General features: G+C 33.2%; 25 protein-coding genes and 1 tRNA gene. 15 read left to right on the forward strand and 11 right to left on the reverse strand.

Annotated features, from left to right (window positions below; genetic code table 11):
- Nucleotides 1-11: 11 nt before the first annotated feature.
- The 6 genes from B2U95_RS07820 to B2U95_RS07845 all read right to left on the reverse strand — a co-directional run bounded on the left by B2U95_RS07820 (nucleotide 12) and on the right by B2U95_RS07845 (nucleotide 3,924).
- The gene (locus B2U95_RS07820; RefSeq protein ID WP_296314574.1) at nucleotides 12-647 is read right to left on the reverse strand and encodes an ExbD/TolR family protein; all 636 of its coding nucleotides are present in this window, start codon (nucleotides 645-647) and stop codon (nucleotides 12-14) included.
- 6 nt (nucleotides 648-653) lie between these two features.
- On the reverse strand, nucleotides 654-1,109 hold the full coding sequence (locus tag B2U95_RS07825; RefSeq protein ID WP_296314577.1) for a hypothetical protein: 456 nt from the start codon (nucleotides 1,107-1,109) through the stop codon (nucleotides 654-656).
- Nucleotides 1,110-1,120: 11 nt separating this feature from the next.
- Complete coding sequence (locus tag B2U95_RS07830) at nucleotides 1,121-1,891, reverse strand: MotA/TolQ/ExbB proton channel family protein (protein ID WP_296314580.1); 771 nt, start codon at nucleotides 1,889-1,891, stop codon at nucleotides 1,121-1,123.
- 74 nt (nucleotides 1,892-1,965) lie between these two features.
- Nucleotides 1,966-2,053: transfer RNA gene (locus B2U95_RS07835), tRNA-Ser, on the reverse strand.
- Between the two features lie 75 nt (nucleotides 2,054-2,128).
- On the reverse strand, nucleotides 2,129-3,154 hold the full coding sequence (locus B2U95_RS07840; protein WP_296314583.1) for an asparaginase: 1,026 nt from the start codon (nucleotides 3,152-3,154) through the stop codon (nucleotides 2,129-2,131).
- Between the two features lie 2 nt (nucleotides 3,155-3,156).
- Nucleotides 3,157-3,924, reverse strand: coding sequence for a TatD family hydrolase (locus B2U95_RS07845; protein ID WP_296314585.1), 768 nt, complete (start codon nucleotides 3,922-3,924; stop codon nucleotides 3,157-3,159).
- A 60-nt stretch (nucleotides 3,925-3,984) separates the two neighbouring features.
- On the opposite strand from B2U95_RS07845, the gene B2U95_RS07850 reads away from it, so the two are divergent.
- Nucleotides 3,985-4,425 carry a retropepsin-like aspartic protease family protein gene (locus B2U95_RS07850; RefSeq protein ID WP_296314587.1) on the forward strand — a complete coding sequence of 147 codons (441 nt, stop codon included), beginning with the start codon at nucleotides 3,985-3,987 and terminating at the stop codon, nucleotides 4,423-4,425.
- Between the two features lie 57 nt (nucleotides 4,426-4,482).
- A complete protein-coding gene (locus B2U95_RS07855) occupies nucleotides 4,483-5,106 on the forward strand; it encodes a response regulator (RefSeq protein ID WP_296314589.1) in 624 nt (207 codons plus the stop codon).
- 506 nt (nucleotides 5,107-5,612) lie between these two features.
- Here B2U95_RS07855 and odhB read toward each other — a convergent pair.
- Entirely contained in the window at nucleotides 5,613-6,845 is a 1,233-nt protein-coding gene (gene odhB / locus B2U95_RS07860; protein ID WP_296314590.1) for a 2-oxoglutarate dehydrogenase complex dihydrolipoyllysine-residue succinyltransferase, read from the reverse strand.
- A 37-nt stretch (nucleotides 6,846-6,882) separates the two neighbouring features.
- Nucleotides 6,883-9,645, reverse strand: a complete 2,763-nt coding sequence (locus tag B2U95_RS07865; RefSeq protein ID WP_296314592.1) for a 2-oxoglutarate dehydrogenase E1 component — start codon at nucleotides 9,643-9,645, stop codon at nucleotides 6,883-6,885.
- 148 nt (nucleotides 9,646-9,793) lie between these two features.
- On the opposite strand from B2U95_RS07865, the gene B2U95_RS07870 reads away from it, so the two are divergent.
- Nucleotides 9,794-10,303: an alpha-ketoglutarate decarboxylase gene (locus B2U95_RS07870; RefSeq protein ID WP_296314594.1), complete on the forward strand. Its 510-nt coding sequence runs from the start codon at nucleotides 9,794-9,796 to the stop codon at nucleotides 10,301-10,303.
- Between the two features lie 28 nt (nucleotides 10,304-10,331).
- Here the strand turns inward: B2U95_RS07870 and B2U95_RS07875 are convergent, their stop codons facing one another.
- Nucleotides 10,332-10,661, reverse strand: coding sequence for an RrF2 family transcriptional regulator (locus tag B2U95_RS07875; protein ID WP_296314599.1), 330 nt, complete (start codon nucleotides 10,659-10,661; stop codon nucleotides 10,332-10,334).
- 193 nt (nucleotides 10,662-10,854) lie between these two features.
- On the opposite strand from B2U95_RS07875, the gene B2U95_RS07880 reads away from it, so the two are divergent.
- The 10 genes from B2U95_RS07880 (at nucleotide 10,855) to B2U95_RS07925 (ending at nucleotide 18,591) form a co-directional block, all read left to right on the forward strand.
- Nucleotides 10,855-11,337 carry a c-type cytochrome gene (locus B2U95_RS07880; protein ID WP_296314604.1) on the forward strand — a complete coding sequence of 161 codons (483 nt, stop codon included), beginning with the start codon at nucleotides 10,855-10,857 and terminating at the stop codon, nucleotides 11,335-11,337.
- Nucleotides 11,338-11,343: 6 nt separating this feature from the next.
- Nucleotides 11,344-11,919, forward strand: a complete 576-nt coding sequence (locus B2U95_RS07885; protein WP_296314608.1) for a fasciclin domain-containing protein — start codon at nucleotides 11,344-11,346, stop codon at nucleotides 11,917-11,919.
- 27 nt (nucleotides 11,920-11,946) lie between these two features.
- The gene (gene nosZ / locus B2U95_RS07890; RefSeq protein WP_296314611.1) at nucleotides 11,947-13,917 is read left to right on the forward strand and encodes a Sec-dependent nitrous-oxide reductase; all 1,971 of its coding nucleotides are present in this window, start codon (nucleotides 11,947-11,949) and stop codon (nucleotides 13,915-13,917) included.
- A gap of 142 nt (nucleotides 13,918-14,059) precedes the next feature.
- Nucleotides 14,060-14,656: a hypothetical protein gene (locus tag B2U95_RS07895; protein WP_296314613.1), complete on the forward strand. Its 597-nt coding sequence runs from the start codon at nucleotides 14,060-14,062 to the stop codon at nucleotides 14,654-14,656.
- Between the two features lie 59 nt (nucleotides 14,657-14,715).
- A complete protein-coding gene (locus tag B2U95_RS07900) occupies nucleotides 14,716-15,156 on the forward strand; it encodes a nitrous oxide reductase accessory protein NosL (protein ID WP_296314616.1) in 441 nt (146 codons plus the stop codon).
- A gap of 2 nt (nucleotides 15,157-15,158) precedes the next feature.
- On the forward strand, nucleotides 15,159-15,452 hold the full coding sequence (locus B2U95_RS07905; protein ID WP_296314620.1) for a cupin domain-containing protein: 294 nt from the start codon (nucleotides 15,159-15,161) through the stop codon (nucleotides 15,450-15,452).
- A 5-nt stretch (nucleotides 15,453-15,457) separates the two neighbouring features.
- Complete coding sequence (locus tag B2U95_RS07910; RefSeq protein WP_296314624.1) at nucleotides 15,458-16,702, forward strand: nitrous oxide reductase family maturation protein NosD; 1,245 nt, start codon at nucleotides 15,458-15,460, stop codon at nucleotides 16,700-16,702.
- On the forward strand, nucleotides 16,696-17,403 hold the full coding sequence (locus B2U95_RS07915) for an ABC transporter ATP-binding protein (protein WP_296314628.1): 708 nt from the start codon (nucleotides 16,696-16,698) through the stop codon (nucleotides 17,401-17,403). Before B2U95_RS07910 ends, B2U95_RS07915 begins: the two co-directional genes overlap by 7 nt.
- On the forward strand, nucleotides 17,396-18,178 hold the full coding sequence (locus B2U95_RS07920) for an ABC transporter permease (protein ID WP_296314631.1): 783 nt from the start codon (nucleotides 17,396-17,398) through the stop codon (nucleotides 18,176-18,178). Before B2U95_RS07915 ends, B2U95_RS07920 begins: the two co-directional genes overlap by 8 nt.
- 2 nt (nucleotides 18,179-18,180) lie before the next feature.
- Nucleotides 18,181-18,591: a hypothetical protein gene (locus tag B2U95_RS07925; protein WP_296314634.1), complete on the forward strand. Its 411-nt coding sequence runs from the start codon at nucleotides 18,181-18,183 to the stop codon at nucleotides 18,589-18,591.
- A gap of 23 nt (nucleotides 18,592-18,614) precedes the next feature.
- On the opposite strand, the gene B2U95_RS07930 is transcribed toward B2U95_RS07925, so the two are convergent.
- Together B2U95_RS07930 and B2U95_RS07935 are read right to left on the reverse strand one after the other, a co-directional pair.
- Complete coding sequence (locus B2U95_RS07930; protein WP_296314638.1) at nucleotides 18,615-18,965, reverse strand: hypothetical protein; 351 nt, start codon at nucleotides 18,963-18,965, stop codon at nucleotides 18,615-18,617.
- The gene (locus tag B2U95_RS07935; RefSeq protein ID WP_296314755.1) at nucleotides 18,965-19,939 is read right to left on the reverse strand and encodes a polyprenyl synthetase family protein; all 975 of its coding nucleotides are present in this window, start codon (nucleotides 19,937-19,939) and stop codon (nucleotides 18,965-18,967) included. The genes B2U95_RS07930 and B2U95_RS07935 overlap by 1 nt, the downstream gene beginning before the upstream one ends.
- A gap of 218 nt (nucleotides 19,940-20,157) precedes the next feature.
- Between B2U95_RS07935 and B2U95_RS07940 the strand changes: the two genes are divergently transcribed.
- On the forward strand, nucleotides 20,158-20,703 hold the full coding sequence (locus B2U95_RS07940) for a TetR/AcrR family transcriptional regulator (protein WP_339614239.1): 546 nt from the start codon (nucleotides 20,158-20,160) through the stop codon (nucleotides 20,701-20,703).
- A gap of 1 nt (nucleotide 20,704) precedes the next feature.
- On the forward strand, nucleotides 20,705-21,207 hold a 503-nt coding region (locus B2U95_RS07945), incomplete at its 3' end, for a TolC family protein (RefSeq protein ID WP_296314648.1).

Consider the following 21,207-nt stretch of genomic DNA (forward strand, 5'->3'; position numbering starts at 1 on the left):
ATCTATTACTTTTAATTTTTATCTGGTTCTGCTTCAGACAATTTCATTGGAAATAATTTCTTAATGGTCTGTATTCGATCATTAAGAACTTCATCCTTATTAAATTGATTTTTCTCTTTCTGCTCTAACATTGCTGCAAAAACATTATCTGCTTCTTGGTAATACTTTTTGTATAACCTTTTTGCTTCTCGTTCTCTTAGCTCATTATAAGCTGCAACAAGTTCGTTCTGTACTTCTATATACTTTTCGTAAGACGTTTCCCTCTTGTGCTTCATTGAGATAATTGCCTTGTCTGGGTGATCTGATGACGATACATCTTTCTTACCTTTACAATAATCACAATTCTCTCCTGCAGCATTTGTACTACCTGCATTATCCAAGAAATCTATTGCAGCTTGTCTTAAATCCTTTATATCCATTTGCTCATCTTCAACAAGCAATTGATTGTTACGGTTTATTAGAACAGTAAATAAATTCTTTTGTTTAATTATAGGTGGGTCAACTTGGCTATCGTCTATAGGAGGTAAACTCCTTAAGATACCCTTGTCTTTCTCAATTGTCGTTGTTACCAAGAAGAAAATTAATAGTAAAAAAGCAATGTCAGCCATTGATCCTGCATTAACTTCTGGTGCTGATCTTTTTGCCATAATACTTTATTTACTAATTATTTTTTTTGCTCCTGATAAAATCATTGCTCCTGCAGCGATAGCTAACAATAAATAGAAGGCAACTAATCCTGCTCCTACCATTTGCGATGTGCTTTCACTTGCATTACCACCTTCTTGTAAGGCATATGGCATAGCGTCACTACCAGAAACGACATACGCTATAATTAATACAACAGCAAATGCTCCTACTCCTATTAACGTATTTTTTAGACCACCAGTATTTGTAAATAAGTTTTTTATTATAAAAAACAATACAAATGCTAATACTAAACCTAACATTATATAAGCAATCCATGCCATTGGCTCTACGATATTAGTCTCTCCAACTAATGCTGCTGACTTTATTTCATCATCTCCTGCGGCTACAATTCGCACTAAGAAAATGATACCTAAAAGACCAAGTACAGCGACTAGTATTTTTGATATAGTTTTAAAATTCATAATTTAAAATCTTATTTTTTGTGTTTTACTAATAAATCCATCAAAGTAATTGATGCATCTTCCATATCATTTACAATGCTATCAATCTTAGCGATGATATAATTATAAAAAATTTGAAGTATAATAGCTACTATAAGACCAAATACTGTCGTTAAAAGTGCTACTTTAATACCACCTGCTACTAATGAAGGGTTCATATCACCTGCAGCTTCAATCTTATCAAAGGCAGAAATCATACCGATTACTGTACCCATAAAACCAAGCATTGGCGCTAAAGAGATGAATAAAGAAATCCAAGACACATTCTTTTCTAATTGTCCCATTTGAACACCACCGTAAGCTACAACAGCTTTTTCAGCAGCATCAATATCTTCATCAGCTCTGTCTAGACCTTGATAGAAAATAGACGCAACAGGACCTTTTGTATTTCTACAAACTTCCTTAGCAGCTTCAATACCACCAGAAGCTAAAGCGTCTTCTACGTTTTGAGTTAATTTTTTAGTGTTTGTTGTAGATAAGTTTAAATAAATAATTCTTTCTATAGCAATTGCTAATCCAAGAATTAAACATAATAATACAATACCCATAAAGCCTGGGCCACCTTCAATAAAACGCTTTTTTAATTCTTGATGAAACGTCAAGTCTTCTTCTGCCGGAGCATCGCCTTGAGTTACAGTTGTTACAGTTGTTGCACTTGTTACAGCTAATGTTGTTGCATTTGCGTTAACAGTTCCGATAGCCATTAAACAAGTTATGGCGAGGATAGAAAATAATCTTTTCATTGTTCTTAATCTTAATTTTATTAGTTAAAGTGTTAAAGATAAAAAAAAAATGTAACTCTAGCGTAAAATATAAGCAGAGAGGAAGGGATTCGAACCCTCGATACCCTTTTGGAGTATACACACTTTCCAGGCGTGCGCCTTCGACCACTCGGCCACCTCTCTTTAAATTTTATTTAAAAATTACAGACCACCAAATAACGAAAAAAACTTTGAACATTAAAATTTAGTGCGTTAATTTTAGGACATTTCTCCTCTTAAAGGTGTTTCAAATATTAATTGGAAATTATTTGACCCTATTTTTTCACCTAAGAGATACATTAGTTTAGTAATTGCAGCCTCTGTTGTAATATCTCTTCCAGAAATTACACCAATGGATTTAAGTTGTGAGCTTGTTTCGTATTGACCCATAGCCACACTACCACCAGCGCATTGTGTTATATTAATTATATAGAGCCCATTATTAATAGATGCTTTTAATAAATCTATAAACCACTGTTCATTTGTTGCATTACCAGAACCATAGGTCTCTATAATCAAACCTTTTATTAATGGACTCCTAAGTACAGCTTCTATTATAGGTTTTGAAATACCCGGAAATAGCTTAAGTATGCCAACATTAGTATCCATTGCAGTTCGAACAATTAATTTTTTATCTACGTTGGGCTTTAGTAAAGCGGCTGTATTAACTTTTAAATGCACACCCGACTCAGCTAAATGCGGATGATTAAGAGAGTCGAACGCTTCAAAATGCTCAGCGTTTATTTTAGTAGTTCTATTGCCTCGGTATAATTTATATTCAAAATAAAGAGCTACTTCTCTAATAACTGGTATTCCATTATTCTGTAAAGATGCCATTTGAATAGACGTAATTAAATTCTCTTTAGCATCTGTTCGTAAATCACCGATTGGTAATTGAGACCCTGTAAAAACGACAGGTTTATCTAAATTTTCTAACATAAAACTTAATGCAGAGGCAGAGTAACTCATAGTATCGCTTCCATGCAAAACTACAAAACCATGAAATTCGTTATAATTAGTTTCAATAATTTTAGCAATATCTGCCCAGTATTTTGGGCTCATATTAGATGAATCTATGGGCTCTAGAAATGAAACAGTTTCAATATTACAGTCTAAAAGACGCAGCTCTGGTATCCTAGTAAGGATGTTTTCAAAATCGAAAGCTCTTAACACACCTGAATCTGCATCTTTTATCATTCCGATAGTACCACCAGTATATATTAATAAGATGTTTTGCTTTTGCATAATTAAATTCCGAATACGGATTTTGAATTTTCTGTTGTAATTTGAGCTAATTCTATTTCATCGACACCGTAAAGTTCGGATAATTTTTCTAATACCTTGTTAATATATAAACTTTCATTGCGTTTTCCGCGATAAGGTTTGGGTGCTAAATAAGGTGAATCTGTTTCTAAGACTATATGTTTTAAATCTATTTGATTTATAAACTGATCTATTTTTCCATTCTTAAAGGTAACTACTCCACCAATACCTAATTTCATATTATAGGATATAGCTTGTTTTGCCTGCTCTAAAGTGCCCGTAAAACAGTGAAAAATACCATATAAATCATCTGATTTCTCTTGTTCTAAAACTTCAAAAATTTCATCAAAAGCATCTCTACAATGAATTACAATTGGAAGCTGATACTTTTTTGCCAAATTAATTTGATATCTAAATGCTTCTATTTGAATAGCAAGTGTGGTTTTATCCCAGTATAAATCTATTCCTATTTCCCCTACCGCATAGAATTGTCTTTTCGCTAGCTGTTCTTCAACATGTTTTAATTCTTCTTTATAATTATCCTTAACATGTGTAGGATGCAATCCCATCATTAAAAAAACATGTTCTGGAAAATCCTTTTCTAGTTGAAACATGGATTCTGTGTATGTCGAATCTATTGCAGGAATAAAAAAGCGTTTTACATTGGCATCAATTGCGCGCTTTATCATCTCTAATCTATCGGTATCAAAAGCTTCACTATATAAATGAGTGTGTGTATCTGTAATAATCATGCTGCAAAAGTAAATGTTTAGTACGTTACACCATTTACTATATTTACACAAATTGATAAAATGGATACACTTAAAGATTATCTACTCAATAAAGGCTATTCTAAAATAAAGTTGAAGTTTACTAAAACAAATCATTTTGAAATAAAGGCTTCTATAAATGGTATTAAAGGCCAATTTATTTTAGACACAGGAGCTTCTAGTAGTTGTGTGGGATTTGAAGCTATAGAACGTTTCAATTTAAAAGTTAAGGATTCTGAGATAAAAGCTGTTGGTGCTGGTGCATCTAATATGATGACCAAAATTTCGAAATCAAACCACTTAAAAATTGGGAAATGGAAAAAAACACGTGTCGTCATTATCTTATTTAATCTAACGCATGTAAATGAAGGTCTGGTAAACCATAATGCCGAACCAGTAGACGGTATTATAGGTGCTGATGTTTTAAAAAAAGGGAAAGCCGTAATTGACTACGAAAAAAAATACTTGTACTTAAAGTTATAAGATTTCTAAAATCTGAAGAATCTTCCTATATTTAACTAGATTACAATTAATAGCAAAATGAGCCCTTCCATAATAATTGCAGATGATCACCCTTTGGTACTTAAAGGTCTAAATGATTATCTCACAGAACAAAGTTTTAATGTTTTAGCCTGTGCCAAAAACGGCAAAGAAGCCTTAGCTCTTATAAAAGCACACGATCCAGATATCGCAATTTTAGATATTAAAATGCCTTTTTTAACTGGTTTGCAAATTGCTGAGCACTGTAAAAAAGCCAAATTATCAACTAAAATTGTTCTTATCACCTTCGAAAAAGATGAAGAAACATACAACAAAGCTAAATCTCTTGGTGTTTTCGGTTATGTACTTAAAGAATTTGCTTTAGAAGAAATAGAAAATTGTATATCATCCGTAATTAAAGGTAAATCATACTTTAGCCCTGAGTTGCTTAATTTTTTAGAAATTAAAGTTCTGCCAAAACATTTGGATGCATTGACAAAACACGAAATGATTATTGTTAAGCATATAGCAAAAAACAAAACAGGTGTAGAAATTGCAGAACTATTATCAATATCTCCAAGAACCGTAGAGAAACATAAAAGTAATATTATTAAAAAACTTCAGCTAGAACGCAAACAAAATAGTCTCTTGATTTGGGCAAAAGAAAATTCGAATTTTATTTAGTTTGAGAATATATTAAATATACGTAAAGTTACGTATATGTAGTACCTTTTTTATACTGACCTTTACATTGTTATTAATTAAGGGTTAATAACGAGCTATTAATTAGTTCTTAGGGGAATTAGTAAGCCTTGGATGAAAATCCAGGGCTTATCTTTTTTAAAAAAATATGAAAAATACGTAAAGTTACGTATTGTATCGTATCAAATTTATTCGCAATTTTACATTGTTAATAATCAATGCCTTAAATGTAATTCTTACAAATCTACATTTACTTTAAAGTAAATATCTTTTTAAAAAAGTCAATACGTATGGAAGCAATGAAAGACAATACCGGAAAAAAGGACAAATTATTTATAGTGCTTCTTATTCTAAGTTCTGTAATAGTAATATCTGCAAATATTGCAGTTAATTTTTTTAGTTAATTTTAGTTAGTAAATTTTATTCTAAGAAGAAAAAGCGCCATCGTAATGATAGCGCTTTTTAGTATTATAGAATAAAAATTTCAGTTATAGCTCTAAAGCTTTTTTAACGTTGTTGTTCATTAATAATTCTACAGGACTCTCTAGTGCCTCTTTTATTGCTACTAAGAAACCTACAGATTCTTTACCATCAATAATTCTATGATCATAAGATAATGCGACATACATCATAGGGTGAATTTCAACTTTACCATCTACAGCAATAGGACGTTGAAGAATATTATGCATTCCTAAAATTCCACTTTGAGGTGGGTTTATAATTGGTGTCGATAACATACTTCCAAATACACCTCCATTAGTAATAGTAAATGTACCTCCTGTCATTTCATCAACAGTAATGTTTCCATCTCTAGCTCTAATTGCTAATCGCTTTACTTCAGATTCTACTCCTCTAAAGGATAAGTTTTCAGCATTTCTAATCACAGGAACCATTAATCCTTTTGGACCAGAAACTGCAATACTGATATCTACGAAATCGTAAGACAACATTTCCTTACCATCTATCATAGAATTTACGGCTGGATACATTTTTAATGCTCTCACAACAGCCAGTGAAAAGAAACTCATAAATCCAAGACTTACTCCATGCTTAGCCTTAAAGTTTTCTTTATGTTCTATACGTAATTCAAATATAGGTGTCATATTAACCTCATTAAATGTGGTTAACATAGCAGTCGTGTTTTTAGCTTCTACCAAACGTTCAGCAACTTTGCGACGTAACATCGACATTTTGCTATGCGATGTTCCTCGGCTTCCACCTGTAGGTGTTCCCATAGATGGCAATGCTTTTACAGCATCATCTTTAGTGATTCTGCCGTCTTTTCCTGTTCCAGAAACAACATTGGCCTCCATACCTTTTTCGGCTAAAATTTTCTTAGCAGCAGGACTAGCAGAACCAGTGGCGTAGGTTTTTGTTTCGGCGACAACTGGTTTTGGCTCCTCCTTATTAGGTGCTTCTTCTATCTTAACCGTTTTTTCTGTCACCTCACTAACTTCTGGTTTTGCAACACTCGTATCAATTAAGCAAACTACGGCTCCAACAACTACGGCATCTCCTTCTTCATACCTGTTACCATCTTTATCGGCTAATGTAATTATACCACTTGCTTCAGCTGGTAATTCTAAAGTTGCCTTATCACTGTCTACTTCAGCGATGGCTTGGTCTTTTTCTACATAGTCTCCGTCTTGCACTAACCATTCTGCAATTTCTACTTCAGTAATCGATTCGCCTGGTGAAGGCACTTTCATTTCTAAAATCATGCGCTTTATATTTATTTAAGCTCTAATTTGAGTTGTATTATTTATATCTCTGGTTGTTTTTGGTTTTATCAAAAACGTAATCTATAACTTCTTTGTGGCGTTTCTTAGAGCGCACAGAACTACCTGCTGCAGGTGCACCATAAGGTCTTCTACTCGCTGATCTAAATTGTCTAGCTTCATCTAAGTGCATTAATAAATGGCTGTATGCACCCATGTTTCTTGGTTCTTCTTGTGCCCAAACAATATCGTCTGCATTTTTATATTTTGCCATTGTTGCTCTCATAGCTTCTACTGGTAATGGGAACAACTGCTCTACTCTCACCAAGGCAATATCTTCTCTCCCTAGCTTTTCTTGTTCTTTCAATAAATCATAATAAAATTTACCTGTAACAAAAACTAAAGTTTTTATCTTATCTGCTTTTGCACTTTCATCATCGATAAGCATTTGGAAACTTCCTTTTGCAAATTCATCTACAGAAGACACTACTTTAGGATGACGTAATAAACTCTTTGGAGTGAAGACAATTAAAGGTTTTCTAAAATTAGCCTTCATTTGTTTTCGCAGTAAATGGAACATATTTGCAGGCGTTGTAACATCTGCAATAAACATATTATCCTTAGCACACATCTGTAAGAAACGCTCCATACGTCCAGAAGAATGTTCTGCACCTTGCCCTTCGTAACCATGTGGTAACAACATTACCAAACCATTTTGTGTTTTCCATTTATCTTCTCCGGAAGATATATATTGGTCAATCATAATTTGCGCTCCATTACAAAAGTCACCAAATTGCGCTTCCCAAATGACTAACGTATTAGGACTTGCCATAGCGTAGCCATAATCAAAACCTACAACACCATATTCAGACAATAACGAATTGTATATATTGAAATCACCTTGGTCTTCAGAAATGTTTTTATGTAAAATAATTTCTTCTTCACTATCTTCTACTTTAACCACGGCATGGCGATGTGAGAATGTACCACGCTCAACATCTTGGCCAGAAATTCTAATATCAAAACCTTCAGTTAATAGTGAACCATAGGCCAAATGTTCTCCCATAGCCCAATCTAATCGATCTTCATCGAACATGGTTTGACGCGATTCTATTAACCTTTGGATTTTACGAATAAACTTTTTATCAGTAGGGAGATTAGAGATCACTTTGGTTATGTTTTTAAGCACTGTTTTAGGCACTGTCGTGTCCACCGGCTTCATCATTACACCTTCCGTAACTCTAGGGAGGCCTTTCCACTCTTCTTGCATAAAAGCGGTGATTTCTGTTTTATCTTCTTTACGAGAGTCTACTAACTTTTCCTCTAATTTCTCTTTGTACTTAGATTCAATATGCTTTACATAACCATCTTCAATAACACCTTCATCAAGTAGGCGTTGCGCATAGATATCTCTTGGGTTTTTATGCTTTGAAATAGCTTTATATAGTAAAGGTTGGGTAAACTTAGGTTCATCACCTTCATTGTGTCCGTATTTTCTATAACCTAGTAAGTCTATAAATACATCACGCTTAAATTTCATTCTAAAATGAAGTGCAAAAAGTGCTGCGTGTACAACAGCTTCTGCATCATCTGAATTGACATGAAGTACAGGTGACAAGGTTACTTTAGCCACATCTGTACAGTAGGTACTCGAGCGACCGTCTAAATAATTTGTTGTAAACCCTATTTGATTATTAACGACTATATGAATAGTACCATTAGTTTTATAACCATCTAATTGTGCCATTTGCACGACTTCATAAACTAATCCTTGACCTGCAATTGCGGCATCTCCATGCACTACAATAGGAAGTACCTGGGACGCATCAGTAATTTCTTTTTTATCTTGCTTTGCTCTAGCTATTCCCTGTACAACAGCTCCTACAGTTTCTAAATGTGACGGATTTGGAGCAATATTTAAATTAATCCTTTTCTTATTATAAGTTTCTCGATTGCTCGTCAAACCTAAGTGATATTTTACATCACCATCAAACACTTTTTCTTCATAATCTTTACCATCAAACTCACTAAAGATATCCTTTGCAGATTTTCCAAAGATATTGGTTAATGTGCTTAAACGCCCTCTGTGAGACATTCCCATGACGAACTCCTTAACACCTTCGTCCGCTGCTCTTTCAATAATGGCGTCAACAGCAGGAATTAAAGACTCGTTACCTTCTAAAGAAAAACGCTTTTGACCTACATATTTTGTGTGAAGAAACGATTCAAAAGAAACGGCTTGATTTAATTTATTAAGAATATACTTCTTTTCATCACTCGTAAATATGGTGTGATTGTCATTAATATTTAACTTATTTTGAATCCACTGAATTTCTTCAGGCTTTCTTATATACATGTACTCAACACCGATAGAATCACAATAAATACTTTCTAAGTGATCTATGATATTTTGAAGTGTTCCAGAATTTAATCCAAGAATTTCTCCTGCAGAAAACTTTGTGCTTAAATCTTTTTCGGTTAACCCGAAATTCTCAATTTCTAAGGTTGGTGCATATTTACGTCTGGCTCTAACAGGATTTGTTCTTGTAAACAAATGTCCTCTATTTCTATAACCATCTATAAGTTTTAAAACCTGAAATTCTTTTTGAAGTTGTTCCGGTATCTGAGTAGATACACCCTCAATGATTTCACCCTCCATTCCATAATTTTCTGAGCCAAAGTCATAACCTTGGAAAAAGGCACGCCAGCTTGGTTCTACAGAATCGGGATTTTTTAGGTATTGGTCGTACAAATCAGCAAAATATGCTGTATGTGCTGCATTTAGAAAGGAATATTTATCCATTATTTTTTATGAGACGTTGTCGTTTCAACAAAACTTTACCAAAAATACAACTTTTGCTAAATATAGATGTGGTTTTAGTATATTTATAACAATTAGAAAAACAAGAATTATTAAGATGATAAATTTAGTTATTGATTGTTCCAAAAAAATGATTTTAAGTACCGTTTTGATTTGTTTAACTGTATTATTTTCATTTTCCCAAGACATGCCTGCTAATAATGATTTTTGGAAAAACGTTCAGTTTGGTGGTGGTATAGGCTTAAACTTAGGGAATGGCTTTTTTAGCGGAGCATTAGCTCCAAATGCACTTTATAGGTTTAGTCCTTATGTTGCTACTGGTATAGGCTTAAATTTTCAATATAGCTCTCAACGTGATGTCTTTCAATCAACAGTATTAGGAGCAAGTGTCGTCGGTTTGTTTAACCCTTACAGAGGGTTACAGATATCTACTGAATTTGAACAATTGCACGTGAATCGAAATTTTGACGAACAATTTATAGATAATGCAGATGACCAGTATTGGTATCCTGCCTTATTTTTAGGCTTAGGTTTTACGAGTGGTAATATTACTTTTGGGATACGATATGATGTATTATATGATGCTAATAAGAGCATACAACCAGAAGCTTGGATGCCATTTATTAGGTTTTGGTTTTAAATATTAAAGTGGTAATATAGATTTACCGTCATCTATATGTTTTGACAAATCGTCTAAACTTAATTAAACTAAAATTTTTCATCATAATTTGTCTTTCATCATAAGCTAAGTGATGTATTGAGCAAGGATTGTTTTTATTACATTCTTTTAAGCTTAAAAGACAAGTATGAAGTCGCTCCTCACCATCTACAGCATCTCTAATTTCAATGGGTTTAACTCGCCTATTTTCTTTACTTAAATAAAATCCACCTTTCGAACCTTTAGTTGAATACACTAAATGCCTTTTAGATAAATTCTGCAATATTTTAGTTGTATAAGTCTTGAGTACATTAATGGGCTCAGCAATATCCTTAATCATAATTTTTTTCCTCAGAAGAATGAATAGCTAGATATAGGGCTGCTTTTATGGCATATTTAGACGAATTTGAAAACATTAATTATCACGTTTATTTAAATAAAGGCAAAAAAAATATTTTTATCTTAAACATGATTTATGTCATCTTTTTATCAAAAAGTCAAACCTATTTTTGTTAAATACTAAAACAAATAAAATGGTAAAATCACTCAAGTTTTTAGCACTAGTTATTTCGTTAATTGTTTTCAGTTGCGGAGAAAGAGATAAAAAAGAGGAATCCTCATATGGAAAAAAAGAACCTTTAAAAACAGAAAAAAAAGAACCCGCTTCTAAACGAATCGAATTAAGTAATAAGGGCGTGGGTCCCATTACATCTGTAGATTTAGGTCTAGTTGTAGACCAAGATATGGCTACTCATGGCAAAGAAATTTATGGAAAAATGTGTACCGCTTGTCATAAGGCAGATAAAAAATTTATTGGACCATCACCAACAGGCATATTAAAGAGAAGAAGTCCAGAATGGGTAATGAACATGATCTTAAATCCAGAAGGAATGACGAAAGAAGATCCATTAGCTAAAGATTTATTGATGGAATTCAATGGCGCCCCTATGGCAAACCAAGGCCTTACAAAAGAAGATGCTAGAGCAGTATTAGAATATTTCAGAACCTTAAAATGATAAACTATGAAACCGATCAAACACCTCTTTCTTGTTTTTGCAGTTGCAGCTTTTTTCTGCTCTTGTAAGGATGAGAACAACAACGCATCAACAACAACCTCGGAAGCAGAAACAAATGTGCAATCGACAGAAAGAACTGGTCAAGCCTTTATTGAAGATGATGTTAGCACAACCGTTTTGAGTATAGCTATTGGCTCTAAAGACCATACTACTTTAGTCGCAGCAGTGCAGGCTGCACAGCTAGAAAATGTTTTAGTGAATGCAGGACCCCTAATGGTCTTTGCACCTACAAACGAAGCTTTTGCAGCCTTACCAGAGGGTACTGTTGAAAATTTACTAAAACCAGAAAACAAAGATGCTCTCTCTAATATCTTAAAGTATCATGTCACTCCCGGAAACTACTCTACAGATTTTTTAAAGAAGTTTAAAAAACTAGGACAAGCAAACAATGGCTACGTCAAAATAGAAGTTGTGGATGGCGAACCTATGATTGGGGGTGCAAAAATACTGGCAAGTATTAAGGCAGGAAATGGCATTGTACATGTTATAGACAAGGTTTTATTACCACCAACTGAAGACTAAAAAATACTAATCTAAATTTATAAAATAATGAAGACTATATTAAAATCAACTGTTGCGCTATTAACTATTCTAGTCGCATTTTCGAGTTGCAATAATTCAGAAAAATCTGGTAGTAAATCTGGCGCTTTAGCAGGTAATGTAGCAGAAAAAGTATATGTAGCTCCAGGAGAGTACGATTCGCATTACGCATTTTTGTCCGGAGGTTACAGTGGTAACATAACGGTTTACGGTTTACCTTCTGGTAGAATGTTTAAAGAAATTCCTGTATTCTCACAGTTTCCAACCTCGGGATATGGTTATTCAGAAGAAACAAAGCCAATGTTAAATACCTCTCATGGATTTATTCCTTGGGGAGATTCTCACCATCCAGACATTTCACAGACTAATGGAGAAATTGATGGTCGTTTCATTTTTATCAATGAGAATAATACCCCAAGAATTGCGAAAATTGATTTAAAGACATTTGAGACCACTGAAATTATTGAGGTACCAAATAGTGCTGGTAACCACAGTTCTTCTTTTGTAACCGAAAACACCGAGTATGTTGTTGCAGGCACACGTTTTTCTGTTCCAATTCCACAGCGGGATATGCCAATTAAGGATTACAAAGGCAATTTTAAAGGTGCCCTGTCATTTATAAGTGTAGCTCCAGAAACTGGAAATATGGCTATAAAATTCCAAGTACTAATGCCAGGATTTAACTACGATTTATCGCATCCTGGACGTGGAAAATCTCACGGATGGTTCTTCTTTACCACTTATAATACTGAAGAAGCAAGTACTTTATTAGAGGTTAACGCTTCTCAAAACGATAAAGATTTTATTGCAGCTATCAACTGGAAAAAAATTGAAGCCTACGTAAATAACGGTGGTGGTACTATGATGCCAGCTAATTATGCACATAACCTCTATGATGAAGATACACATACTGCAACGTCTACTATGAAAAAAGAGGTGCGTGTGGTTAATCCGTCAGAGGTTCCTGGAGCTGTATATTTCTTACCAACACCAAAATCACCTCATGGTTGTGATGTTGATCCTACTGGGGAATATATTGTTGGTAACGGAAAACTTTCAGCAAATTTAACTGTGCACTCATTTACAAAAATGTTAGATGCCATAGAAAAGGAGAAATTTGCTGGAGAAGCTTACGGTATTCCTATTTTAAATTTTGAAGATGTTTTAGCAGGCTCTGTAGAACAACCAGGATTAGGGCCTTTACATACCGAGTTTGATGGCAAAGGAAATGCGTATACAACCTTCTTTATTTCATCAGAAGTTGTAAAATGGAAATTAGGAACTTGGGAGGTTATTGACAGAAAACCTACCTATTATTCTGTTGGCCACTTAACGATTCCTGGAGGAAACTCTGGAAAACCACAAGGCAAATACATGTTTGCGATGAATAAAATCACTAAAGACAGATACTTACCAACTGGTCCAGAAATGGAGCACTCTGCACAATTGTATGACATCTCAGGAGATAAAATGGAATTACTTTTAGATTTCCCAACCCACGGAGAGCCTCACTATGCTGCGGCAATGCGAGCAGACCTAATTATGGAACGTTCTCAGAAAATCTACAGTTTAGAAGAAAATAAGCATCCTTATGCCGCTAAATCTGATGCAGACACTAAAGTCGTGCGAAAAGGGAATGAAGTACATATTTATATGACCACAATTAGAAGTCACTTTTCACCAGATAACATTGAAGGCATTAAAGTTGGAGACAAAGTATATTTCCACGTTACCAACCTAGAGCAAGATTTTGATGTCCCTCATGGATTTGCAGTACTTGGACAAAATAATTCCGAGTTGCTAGTTATGCCAGGACAGACTAAATCTTCTGTTTGGGAACCAACAAAAGTTGGTGTATGGCCATTCTATTGTACAGATTTCTGTTCTGCATTACACCAAGAGATGCAAGGTTACATAAGAGTTTCTGCTGCAAATGCTGACACACCACTAAAATGGTCGATGGGAGAAGACATAGAATAATAAATCTATAAAAAATTAGAGAGATTTTGTTTTAGTATTTATTTCTCTAACCAAGGCGAGAGTTGATTTTTCGCTCTCGCCTTTCTTTTAAAACACTGAAATATCTTAAAACTATTTTAAGAAAATATTAAATCCTATTCCAATGAAAAAATCAAACCTCATAATGCTTTTCGCTGCAATTTTACCGTTGGGACTATTTTTATTCCCTTTGTGGAGAATTACTTTAGAAGCACCTCAGTATCCCATTCCATTAGCAATGAATATTCATATCAACGATTTTTCTGATGTGCATCCGCACGACATTAAAAATATTAACTTGATGAATCATTATGTGGGTATGCAGTACATTCCTGAAGCGATTCCTGAGTTTAAAATTTTTCCAGCAGGAATACTTATCACAGGTTTTTTAGGATTACTAATTGCATGGAAGGGTAACTACAAATGGTTTTTAGGATGGTTTATCTTAATGCTTGTTTTAAGTTTTGCTGGCATGTACGACTTCTATTTATGGGAACATGACTATGGACATAATTTAGACCCTAAAGCCATTATGAAGTTCACGAATAAAGATGGCACTGTTATGGGATTTCAACCACCTCTTTTTGGATCTAGAGACATCTTAAATTTTAAAGCACATTCTTACCCACAATTAGGTGCCTTATTCTTAGGACTAGGTATTACAGCCGGATTTGTAGCTTATTGGGTCGGTAAGAAGAACAATAAAAGAGTACCTTCTTAATTAAGTCCTTCACCTTGGGAAGGATTTAGAATGAGAAAAAACACTAAAACACTAAACCAATGCAAACACTAAAACACTATTCAACTCTTGCATTACTCTTGTTATTTTTAAGTTGTAATATATCACCACAACCTATAAATTATGGTAGTGATGGATGTCACTTCTGTAAGATGACCATTGTAGATAAAGTCCATGCGGCAGAAATCGTTACCAAAAAAGGTAAAATCTATAAGTTTGATGCAACAGAATGCATGGTCAATTTTATGAATGAATTTGACACGTCTGAAATAGCGCTTTATTTATCAAACAACTACACTCAACCGGAAAAATTGATTGATGCGACTAAGTCCACGTTTTTAATAAGTAAAAACATACCTAGTCCAATGGGAGCATTTTTATCTGCATTCGAAACTAAAGAACGCGCTGAAAATACGCAATTGATAAAAGGTGGCCGATTATACTCTTGGACGCAATTACTAGCACATTTAAACAAAGACTAATTATGTACACTATAAATAATGAGATTAACGAAACACACTTTAACGCATTACAAGCTGGAAAATTTTTAGATATTAATGCCAAAGAAATTCTATTAATCAGCTTAGAAAAAGGTTCTGTTTTCCCAAGGCATACTTCTCCAAGAGCCACTCATTTATTGGTTTTAGAAGGTTCTATTTCTTTTCATATTAATAATGAGGTTTATCCTCTTAAAACGCATCAAGTTTTTGATTTTCCTAAAGACGAAGAACATTGGGTAGAAACTAATGAAAATTCAAAATTCATTATTATTAGATAAGCGGAATGAACCATTTTTTTAGATATATCCTCTTTTTTATTTTAGTATTTATAAGCTACTTAGTGCAATGCCAAACTATTCAGGTATGTAAAAGCTGTCCTATTTCATCCTTAAAAACAGCTATATCAGTAGCAAAAGATTTTGACACCATTGTTGTTAAAAAAGGGACCTATAAAGAGCACGACATTATTGTAAATAAACCACTAACTATTATTGGAAAAAACTACCCTGTTATTGATGGGGAATTAAAAGGCGAAATCATTACCATAACATCAGATAATGTCACCGTTGATGGTTTATTCATTATAAATGTTGGCACCAGTTATACTGAAGATTATGCGGCCATCAGAGTAAGAGAAAGCAAAAATTTTGTCATTCAGAATTTGGTTTTAGAGAAATTATTTTTCGGCATTTATATCGAAAAATCAAGAGATGGAAAAGTGTTTCACAATAAAATAATTGGTGATGCTGTTGAAGAATACAATTCAGGCAATGGGATACAGCTTTGGTATAGTAAAAACATACAGATCGAACACAACTTTGTGCAGCATGTGCGTGATGGTATTTATTTAGAATTTTCTGATGATTGTTTAATCAAAAACAATGTGAGTGCATTAAATGTGCGTTATGGGTTGCACTTTATGTTCTCCAATGATGATACATACAAAGACAATACATTTGAAAATAATGGTGCTGGTGTTGCTGTGATGTTTTCAAAACGTATTAAAATGTATAACAATACTTTTAAAAAAAATTGGGGAACGGCATCTTATGGCATGTTGCTTAAAGAAATTAATGATTCAGAAATCATAGGTAACACTTTTGAAGACAACACCATTGGCATTAACATTGAAGGCTCAAACCGCATCAATTATAAGCACAATACTTTTATAAATAATGGCTGGGCAATTAAAGTAAAAGGGGCCTGCTATACCAATAAATTTACAGAAAATAATTTTTTATACAACGCTTTTGATATTGCATATAATAGTAATGTTAATGACAATGTGTTTGACAAAAATTATTGGAGCAGTTACACAGGTTACGACCTCGACAAAAACGGAATTGGCGATGTGCCTTATAGACCCGTAAAACTGTTTTCTTACATCGTAAATCGTACTCCAGAAACCATTATTTTATTACGTAGTATGTTTATAGATATTATCGATTTCTCTGAAAAAGTATCTCCAGTTTTTACACCCGATGATTTATTGGATAATAATCCACAAATAAAAAAGCTAAAATGGTAACCATAGAAAATTTGCACAAAAAATTTGGAAAGAATACCGTGTTAAGTGGTGTTGATTTAACCATTGCTGATGGCGGAATTTTTGCAGTGCTAGGTCCTAACGGCTCAGGAAAAACCACCTTAATAAAATCTATTTTGGGCATGGTTATTCCTAATAAAGGTACGATAACCGTTTTGGGAGAAAACATTAAAAAAAAATCAAATTACAGACATAAAATTGATTATTTACCACAAATCGCGAACTTCCCTAGTAATCTTCGTGTTAAGGAATTAATTAAAATGATTAAAGATTTACGGAAACCGACCAATGAAGATGAACGTTTAATTCAACTTTTTAAACTAGAACCTTTTTTAAATAAAAAACTCGGTACGCTTTCTGGAGGCACAAAACAAAAAGTGAACCTTGTATTAGCCTTTATGTTTGATAGTCCGTTAATTATTTTAGATGAACCCACAACTGGCTTAGACCCTGTTTCACTCATAAGATTAAAAGATTTAATTAAAGCCGAAAAAACCAAAGGAAAAACGATCTTAATTACCTCTCACATTATGAGCTTTGTAGAAGAGATTTCAGATGAAATTGTATTTATACTAGAAGGTGAAATTTACTTTAAAGGTAGCATTCAAAAATTAAAAATCAAGACCAATCAACCCGATTTTGAACACGCGATTGCGTCTATATTATCAGATAACGATGTTTAAAATATTAAAATATAGTTTTTACGATTTAATGCGTAGTCGTTGGAGCTACGTGTATTTCGCATTTTATTTATTGTTAGGTATCGTATTGTTATTTTTAAATAACGACCTATCAAAAGCAGTCATTACCTTAATGAATGTCATCATCGTCTTAGTGCCTTTAATTGGGACTATTTTTGGCGTGATGTATTATTATAATTCACAGGAATTTACAGAGTTGTTATTAGCACAACCCATAAAACGCTCATCCATATTTTTAGGTCAGTATTTAGGTGTCGCTTTATCATTGTCTATGAGTTTAATTCTCGGTTTAGGTATTCCCTTTATATTTTATGGATTGTTTGAAAGCACTACGATTTGGGATTTTTCATTGTTACTCATTACGGGAACTTTTTTAACCTTAATTTTTACAGCTTTAGCCTTCAACATTGCCTTATCTAACGAAAATAAAATTAAAGGTTTTGGCTATGCAATTTTGCTATGGTTATTCTTAGCTGTGATTTATGATGGTTTATTTTTAATGACACTTGTTATGTTTGATGACTATCCCTTAGATAAAGTTTCACTTATTGGCACGATGCTTAACCCTATTGATTTATCTCGAACGTTAATCCTACTCAAGTTAGATATTTCGGCATTATTGGGTTACACTGGCGCAGTATTCAAACAATTTTTCGGAACTAGTTTTGGCTTAATCGTATCCTTTATTACACTAACCGTTTGGGTCGTATTACCAGTGTTCAGAATTGTATTTAAATCAAAGAAAAAAGATTTTTAATTATGAAACGATTAGTCTCAAATTCTATAATCATCATAGTGATCTTATTAAGTTGTTTTTCTTGTAAAAATGAAACCACAATACAACTTGAAGACTTAACACTAGACAACAAGCAAAAATGGATTGCCAATGAAGAAACTCATATTGGTATGCAAGCTATCGATTCTATTTTAACAAATAATACATCTTTAGATGAAAAATCATTCGGCGAGGCACTTTCTATACAAACCAGTTATATTATTAAAAGTTGTGACATGATAGGTGAGGCACATGACCAACTTCATCTTGTACTTGTACCAATTTTAGAGGAAATTACTGATATAAAAGATACAACAAATACTTCAGAATTAGAGAAAAGAGTATCGCATTTGAAACGTCTAGTTGCAATCTATTTTGAACACTTTAAAACTTAGAATAAATTGACAATATCAAAATACTAGGAATACTTAGCCTTATACAAAACCTTTTGCCATTCGCGCTGAAGAATTAAAAACGTAACATCGTCTGACAGTTTTAAAGTGTCATTTCCATCTAATGCTTTAATTTTAACTTCAGAAACATCAACGATGTAAAGTAAATTTAAGTAATCTGAAAACTTATTTTGAATGAGTTGAAACAGCATCTCATGGAGCACCAGTTTTAAACTTGTTGGCAAGGTCTCTTCATCAAATTCTAAATCTATATTGGCATAAACCAGATCCTTATTTAATTGAAGAATCACTTTCTGATATAAATTTAATGAGTTGGCTTCTGAGACTAAATCTTCAAAATTCGATGGTAAAGGCATTAAACACGTCTATTCATTAGTTGCTCACCAAATAATCGTAGTAGTTCTTTTTTATCATTAGATATATTCAAAGTTTCTAGCACTACAAAAGCTTTATTAGTATAGTCTTTTACTGCTTCTTGAGTTGCTTCAGATGCACCTGAACTATGAAATAATTCCTTTATATTCTCCACTTTATCTTGGTCTGAAATTACATCGTCAGAAATAGTTTTAAGTAAACTAGATTGCTCAGTTGGAGATCCTAATTCTTTAGTTTTAAGATATAAATAGGTCTTTTTATTTTCTAAAATATCACCTCCAACCTGTTTTCCAAAGGTTTCAGGATTACCGAAAGCATCTAAATAATCGTCTTGCAGCTGAAATGCAATACCTAAGTAACGTCCAAAATCATAAATTGAGTTTTGATCTTCATTTGAAGCTTTTGCAACAATTGCTCCCATCTTCATAGCAGCACCGACTAATACAGCGGTTTTATATTCTATCATTTTTAAGTACTCGGGAATCGTAACATCATCTCGAGTTTCAAAATCTACATCATACTGCTGCCCTTCACAAACCTCTAAAGCTGTTTTGCTAAATAATTTTGCTAAAGCTTGAAATATTTCAGCTTCATAATTCTCAAATAACTGATACGCCATAATCAACATGGCATCACCTGAGAGAATCCCAGTATTTAAATCCCACTTTTCATGGACCGTTTCTTTACCTCGTCTTAAAGGTGCATCATCCATTATATCATCATGCACCAACGAGAAATTATGAAAAACCTCAACTGAAAGTGCTGCATCCATAGCTACATTGCTATTTTCACCAAAAACCTCAGTAGTCATAAGTGTTAGAACTGGTCTTAGACGCTTACCTCCGAGTTTTAGAATATAATTTATGGGTTCGTAAAGGTTCTTAGGTTCTTTATCAACTGTAAAATCTTCTAAATAAGAAATAAAAGATTTTTGATACGCTTCAATGTTTTGCATAAGACAAAAATAAGCCTTCATAATATTTGAAGCTAATGTTACCTATGTTAAAAATTTGCTAAAACTTTGGAAACTTTTTTTGTTTTTAAAGTTTCCGTATGTACATTTGCCAACTTAACAAAATAGATATTCCCATTCGTGGAAGACTCAATATGCGAGAAAAAATAATACATAAGTCTTCAGAGTTATTTCTCACTCTTGGTTTTAAGAGTGTGACCATGGACGATATAGCCAATGCTATGGGTATTTCTAAAAAGACAATCTATATCCATTTTAGTAACAAAACCAAGTTAGTAGAAGCCGTAACCTTTACATTATTCGAAAATATTTGTGACGGTATCGATTGTATTTGTGAAGCGGCTAAAAACCCAATTCAGGAGTTATACGATATTAAAATGTTTGTGTTACAGCATCTTAAAAACGAACAAGCATCCCCAATTTATCAGTTAAAAAAATATTATCCGACCATACATGATGCCTTAAAATCTAGACAATTTGAAAAAATGCATGAATCCGTTTCTGAAAGCTTAAAAAAAGGTATAGAAACAGAAGTTTTTAGGTCTAATATAGATGTTGAATTTATTGCTCGACTTTATTTTAATGGTATGACAGGCATTAAAGATGAAATTATTTTTCCTCGTGAAAAGTTCAGTATGGAGTATCTCATAGAAAACTTTTTAGAATATCATTTAAGAGCAATTGTTGCTGAAAAAGGATTCGAAATATTAAATCAATTTATAACAAAAAAATCAATCATAAAATAAAATGAAAAATCAATCAATTTTCATTTTTCTAATGTGTTTTAGTTTTGGATTTTCCCAAGACACAACAATAAGTTTAAGCTTGCAAGAGGCTATAGATTATGCATTAGAAAATAATAGACAAGTTAAGAATGCCGCCAGGGATGTAAGTGCCGCTGAAGAACAAAAACGAGAAACTATTGCTATTGGACTTCCTCAAATAAATGGTAATATTAATTATCAAAATTTTCTAAAACAACAAGTTCAAATTGTACCTGGTGAAACCTTTGGAGGAGCTGCGGGTGAATTTATCCCTGTGCTTTTTGGAACAGAACAAAACGCAAGTGCAAGTGCTACTCTTAATCAACTTATTTTTGACGGATCTTACATTGTAGGTTTACAATCGACGAAAGTATTTTTAGAGATTTCTAAAAATGCGCAACAGAAAACAGAAATCCAAGTACGCCAAAACGTTATTAACGCTTATGGTAATGTGCTTCTTGCAGAAGAGAGTGAGGCTATCTTAAT

The sequence above is a fragment of the Winogradskyella sp. UBA3174 genome, from assembly GCF_002364335.1.
Taxonomy (GTDB): Bacteria; Bacteroidota; Bacteroidia; order Flavobacteriales; family Flavobacteriaceae; genus Winogradskyella.

Excerpts from the sequence above, each read along its gene's own strand:
- B2U95_RS07935 (WP_296314755.1), bottom strand. The coding sequence starts at position 19,939 with ATGCAAAACATTGAAGCGTATCAAAAATCTTTTATTTCTTATTTAGAA.
- B2U95_RS07830 (WP_296314580.1), bottom strand. The coding sequence starts at position 1,891 with ATGAAAAGATTATTTTCTATCCTCGCCATAACTTGTTTAATGGCTATC.
- B2U95_RS07855 (WP_296314589.1), top strand. The coding sequence starts at position 4,483 with ATGAGCCCTTCCATAATAATTGCAGATGATCACCCTTTGGTACTTAAA.
- B2U95_RS07880 (WP_296314604.1), top strand. The coding sequence starts at position 10,855 with ATGGTAAAATCACTCAAGTTTTTAGCACTAGTTATTTCGTTAATTGTT.
- B2U95_RS07865 (WP_296314592.1), bottom strand. The coding sequence starts at position 9,645 with ATGGATAAATATTCCTTTCTAAATGCAGCACATACAGCATATTTTGCT.
- B2U95_RS07870 (WP_296314594.1), top strand. The coding sequence starts at position 9,794 with ATGATTTTAAGTACCGTTTTGATTTGTTTAACTGTATTATTTTCATTT.
- B2U95_RS07920 (WP_296314631.1), top strand. The coding sequence starts at position 17,396 with ATGTTTAAAATATTAAAATATAGTTTTTACGATTTAATGCGTAGTCGT.
- B2U95_RS07820 (WP_296314574.1), bottom strand. The coding sequence starts at position 647 with ATGGCAAAAAGATCAGCACCAGAAGTTAATGCAGGATCAATGGCTGAC.
- B2U95_RS07925 (WP_296314634.1), top strand. The coding sequence starts at position 18,181 with ATGAAACGATTAGTCTCAAATTCTATAATCATCATAGTGATCTTATTA.
- B2U95_RS07940 (WP_339614239.1), top strand. The coding sequence starts at position 20,158 with ATGGACGATATAGCCAATGCTATGGGTATTTCTAAAAAGACAATCTAT.
- B2U95_RS07875 (WP_296314599.1), bottom strand. The coding sequence starts at position 10,661 with ATGATTAAGGATATTGCTGAGCCCATTAATGTACTCAAGACTTATACA.
- B2U95_RS07900 (WP_296314616.1), top strand. The coding sequence starts at position 14,716 with ATGCAAACACTAAAACACTATTCAACTCTTGCATTACTCTTGTTATTT.
- B2U95_RS07930 (WP_296314638.1), bottom strand. The coding sequence starts at position 18,965 with ATGCCTTTACCATCGAATTTTGAAGATTTAGTCTCAGAAGCCAACTCA.
- nosZ (WP_296314611.1), top strand. The coding sequence starts at position 11,947 with ATGAAGACTATATTAAAATCAACTGTTGCGCTATTAACTATTCTAGTC.
- B2U95_RS07825 (WP_296314577.1), bottom strand. The coding sequence starts at position 1,109 with ATGAATTTTAAAACTATATCAAAAATACTAGTCGCTGTACTTGGTCTT.
- B2U95_RS07905 (WP_296314620.1), top strand. The coding sequence starts at position 15,159 with ATGTACACTATAAATAATGAGATTAACGAAACACACTTTAACGCATTA.
- B2U95_RS07910 (WP_296314624.1), top strand. The coding sequence starts at position 15,458 with ATGAACCATTTTTTTAGATATATCCTCTTTTTTATTTTAGTATTTATA.
- B2U95_RS07850 (WP_296314587.1), top strand. The coding sequence starts at position 3,985 with ATGGATACACTTAAAGATTATCTACTCAATAAAGGCTATTCTAAAATA.
- odhB (WP_296314590.1), bottom strand. The coding sequence starts at position 6,845 with ATGATTTTAGAAATGAAAGTGCCTTCACCAGGCGAATCGATTACTGAA.
- B2U95_RS07915 (WP_296314628.1), top strand. The coding sequence starts at position 16,696 with ATGGTAACCATAGAAAATTTGCACAAAAAATTTGGAAAGAATACCGTG.
- B2U95_RS07845 (WP_296314585.1), bottom strand. The coding sequence starts at position 3,924 with ATGATTATTACAGATACACACACTCATTTATATAGTGAAGCTTTTGAT.
- B2U95_RS07840 (WP_296314583.1), bottom strand. The coding sequence starts at position 3,154 with ATGCAAAAGCAAAACATCTTATTAATATATACTGGTGGTACTATCGGA.
- B2U95_RS07895 (WP_296314613.1), top strand. The coding sequence starts at position 14,060 with ATGAAAAAATCAAACCTCATAATGCTTTTCGCTGCAATTTTACCGTTG.
- B2U95_RS07885 (WP_296314608.1), top strand. The coding sequence starts at position 11,344 with ATGAAACCGATCAAACACCTCTTTCTTGTTTTTGCAGTTGCAGCTTTT.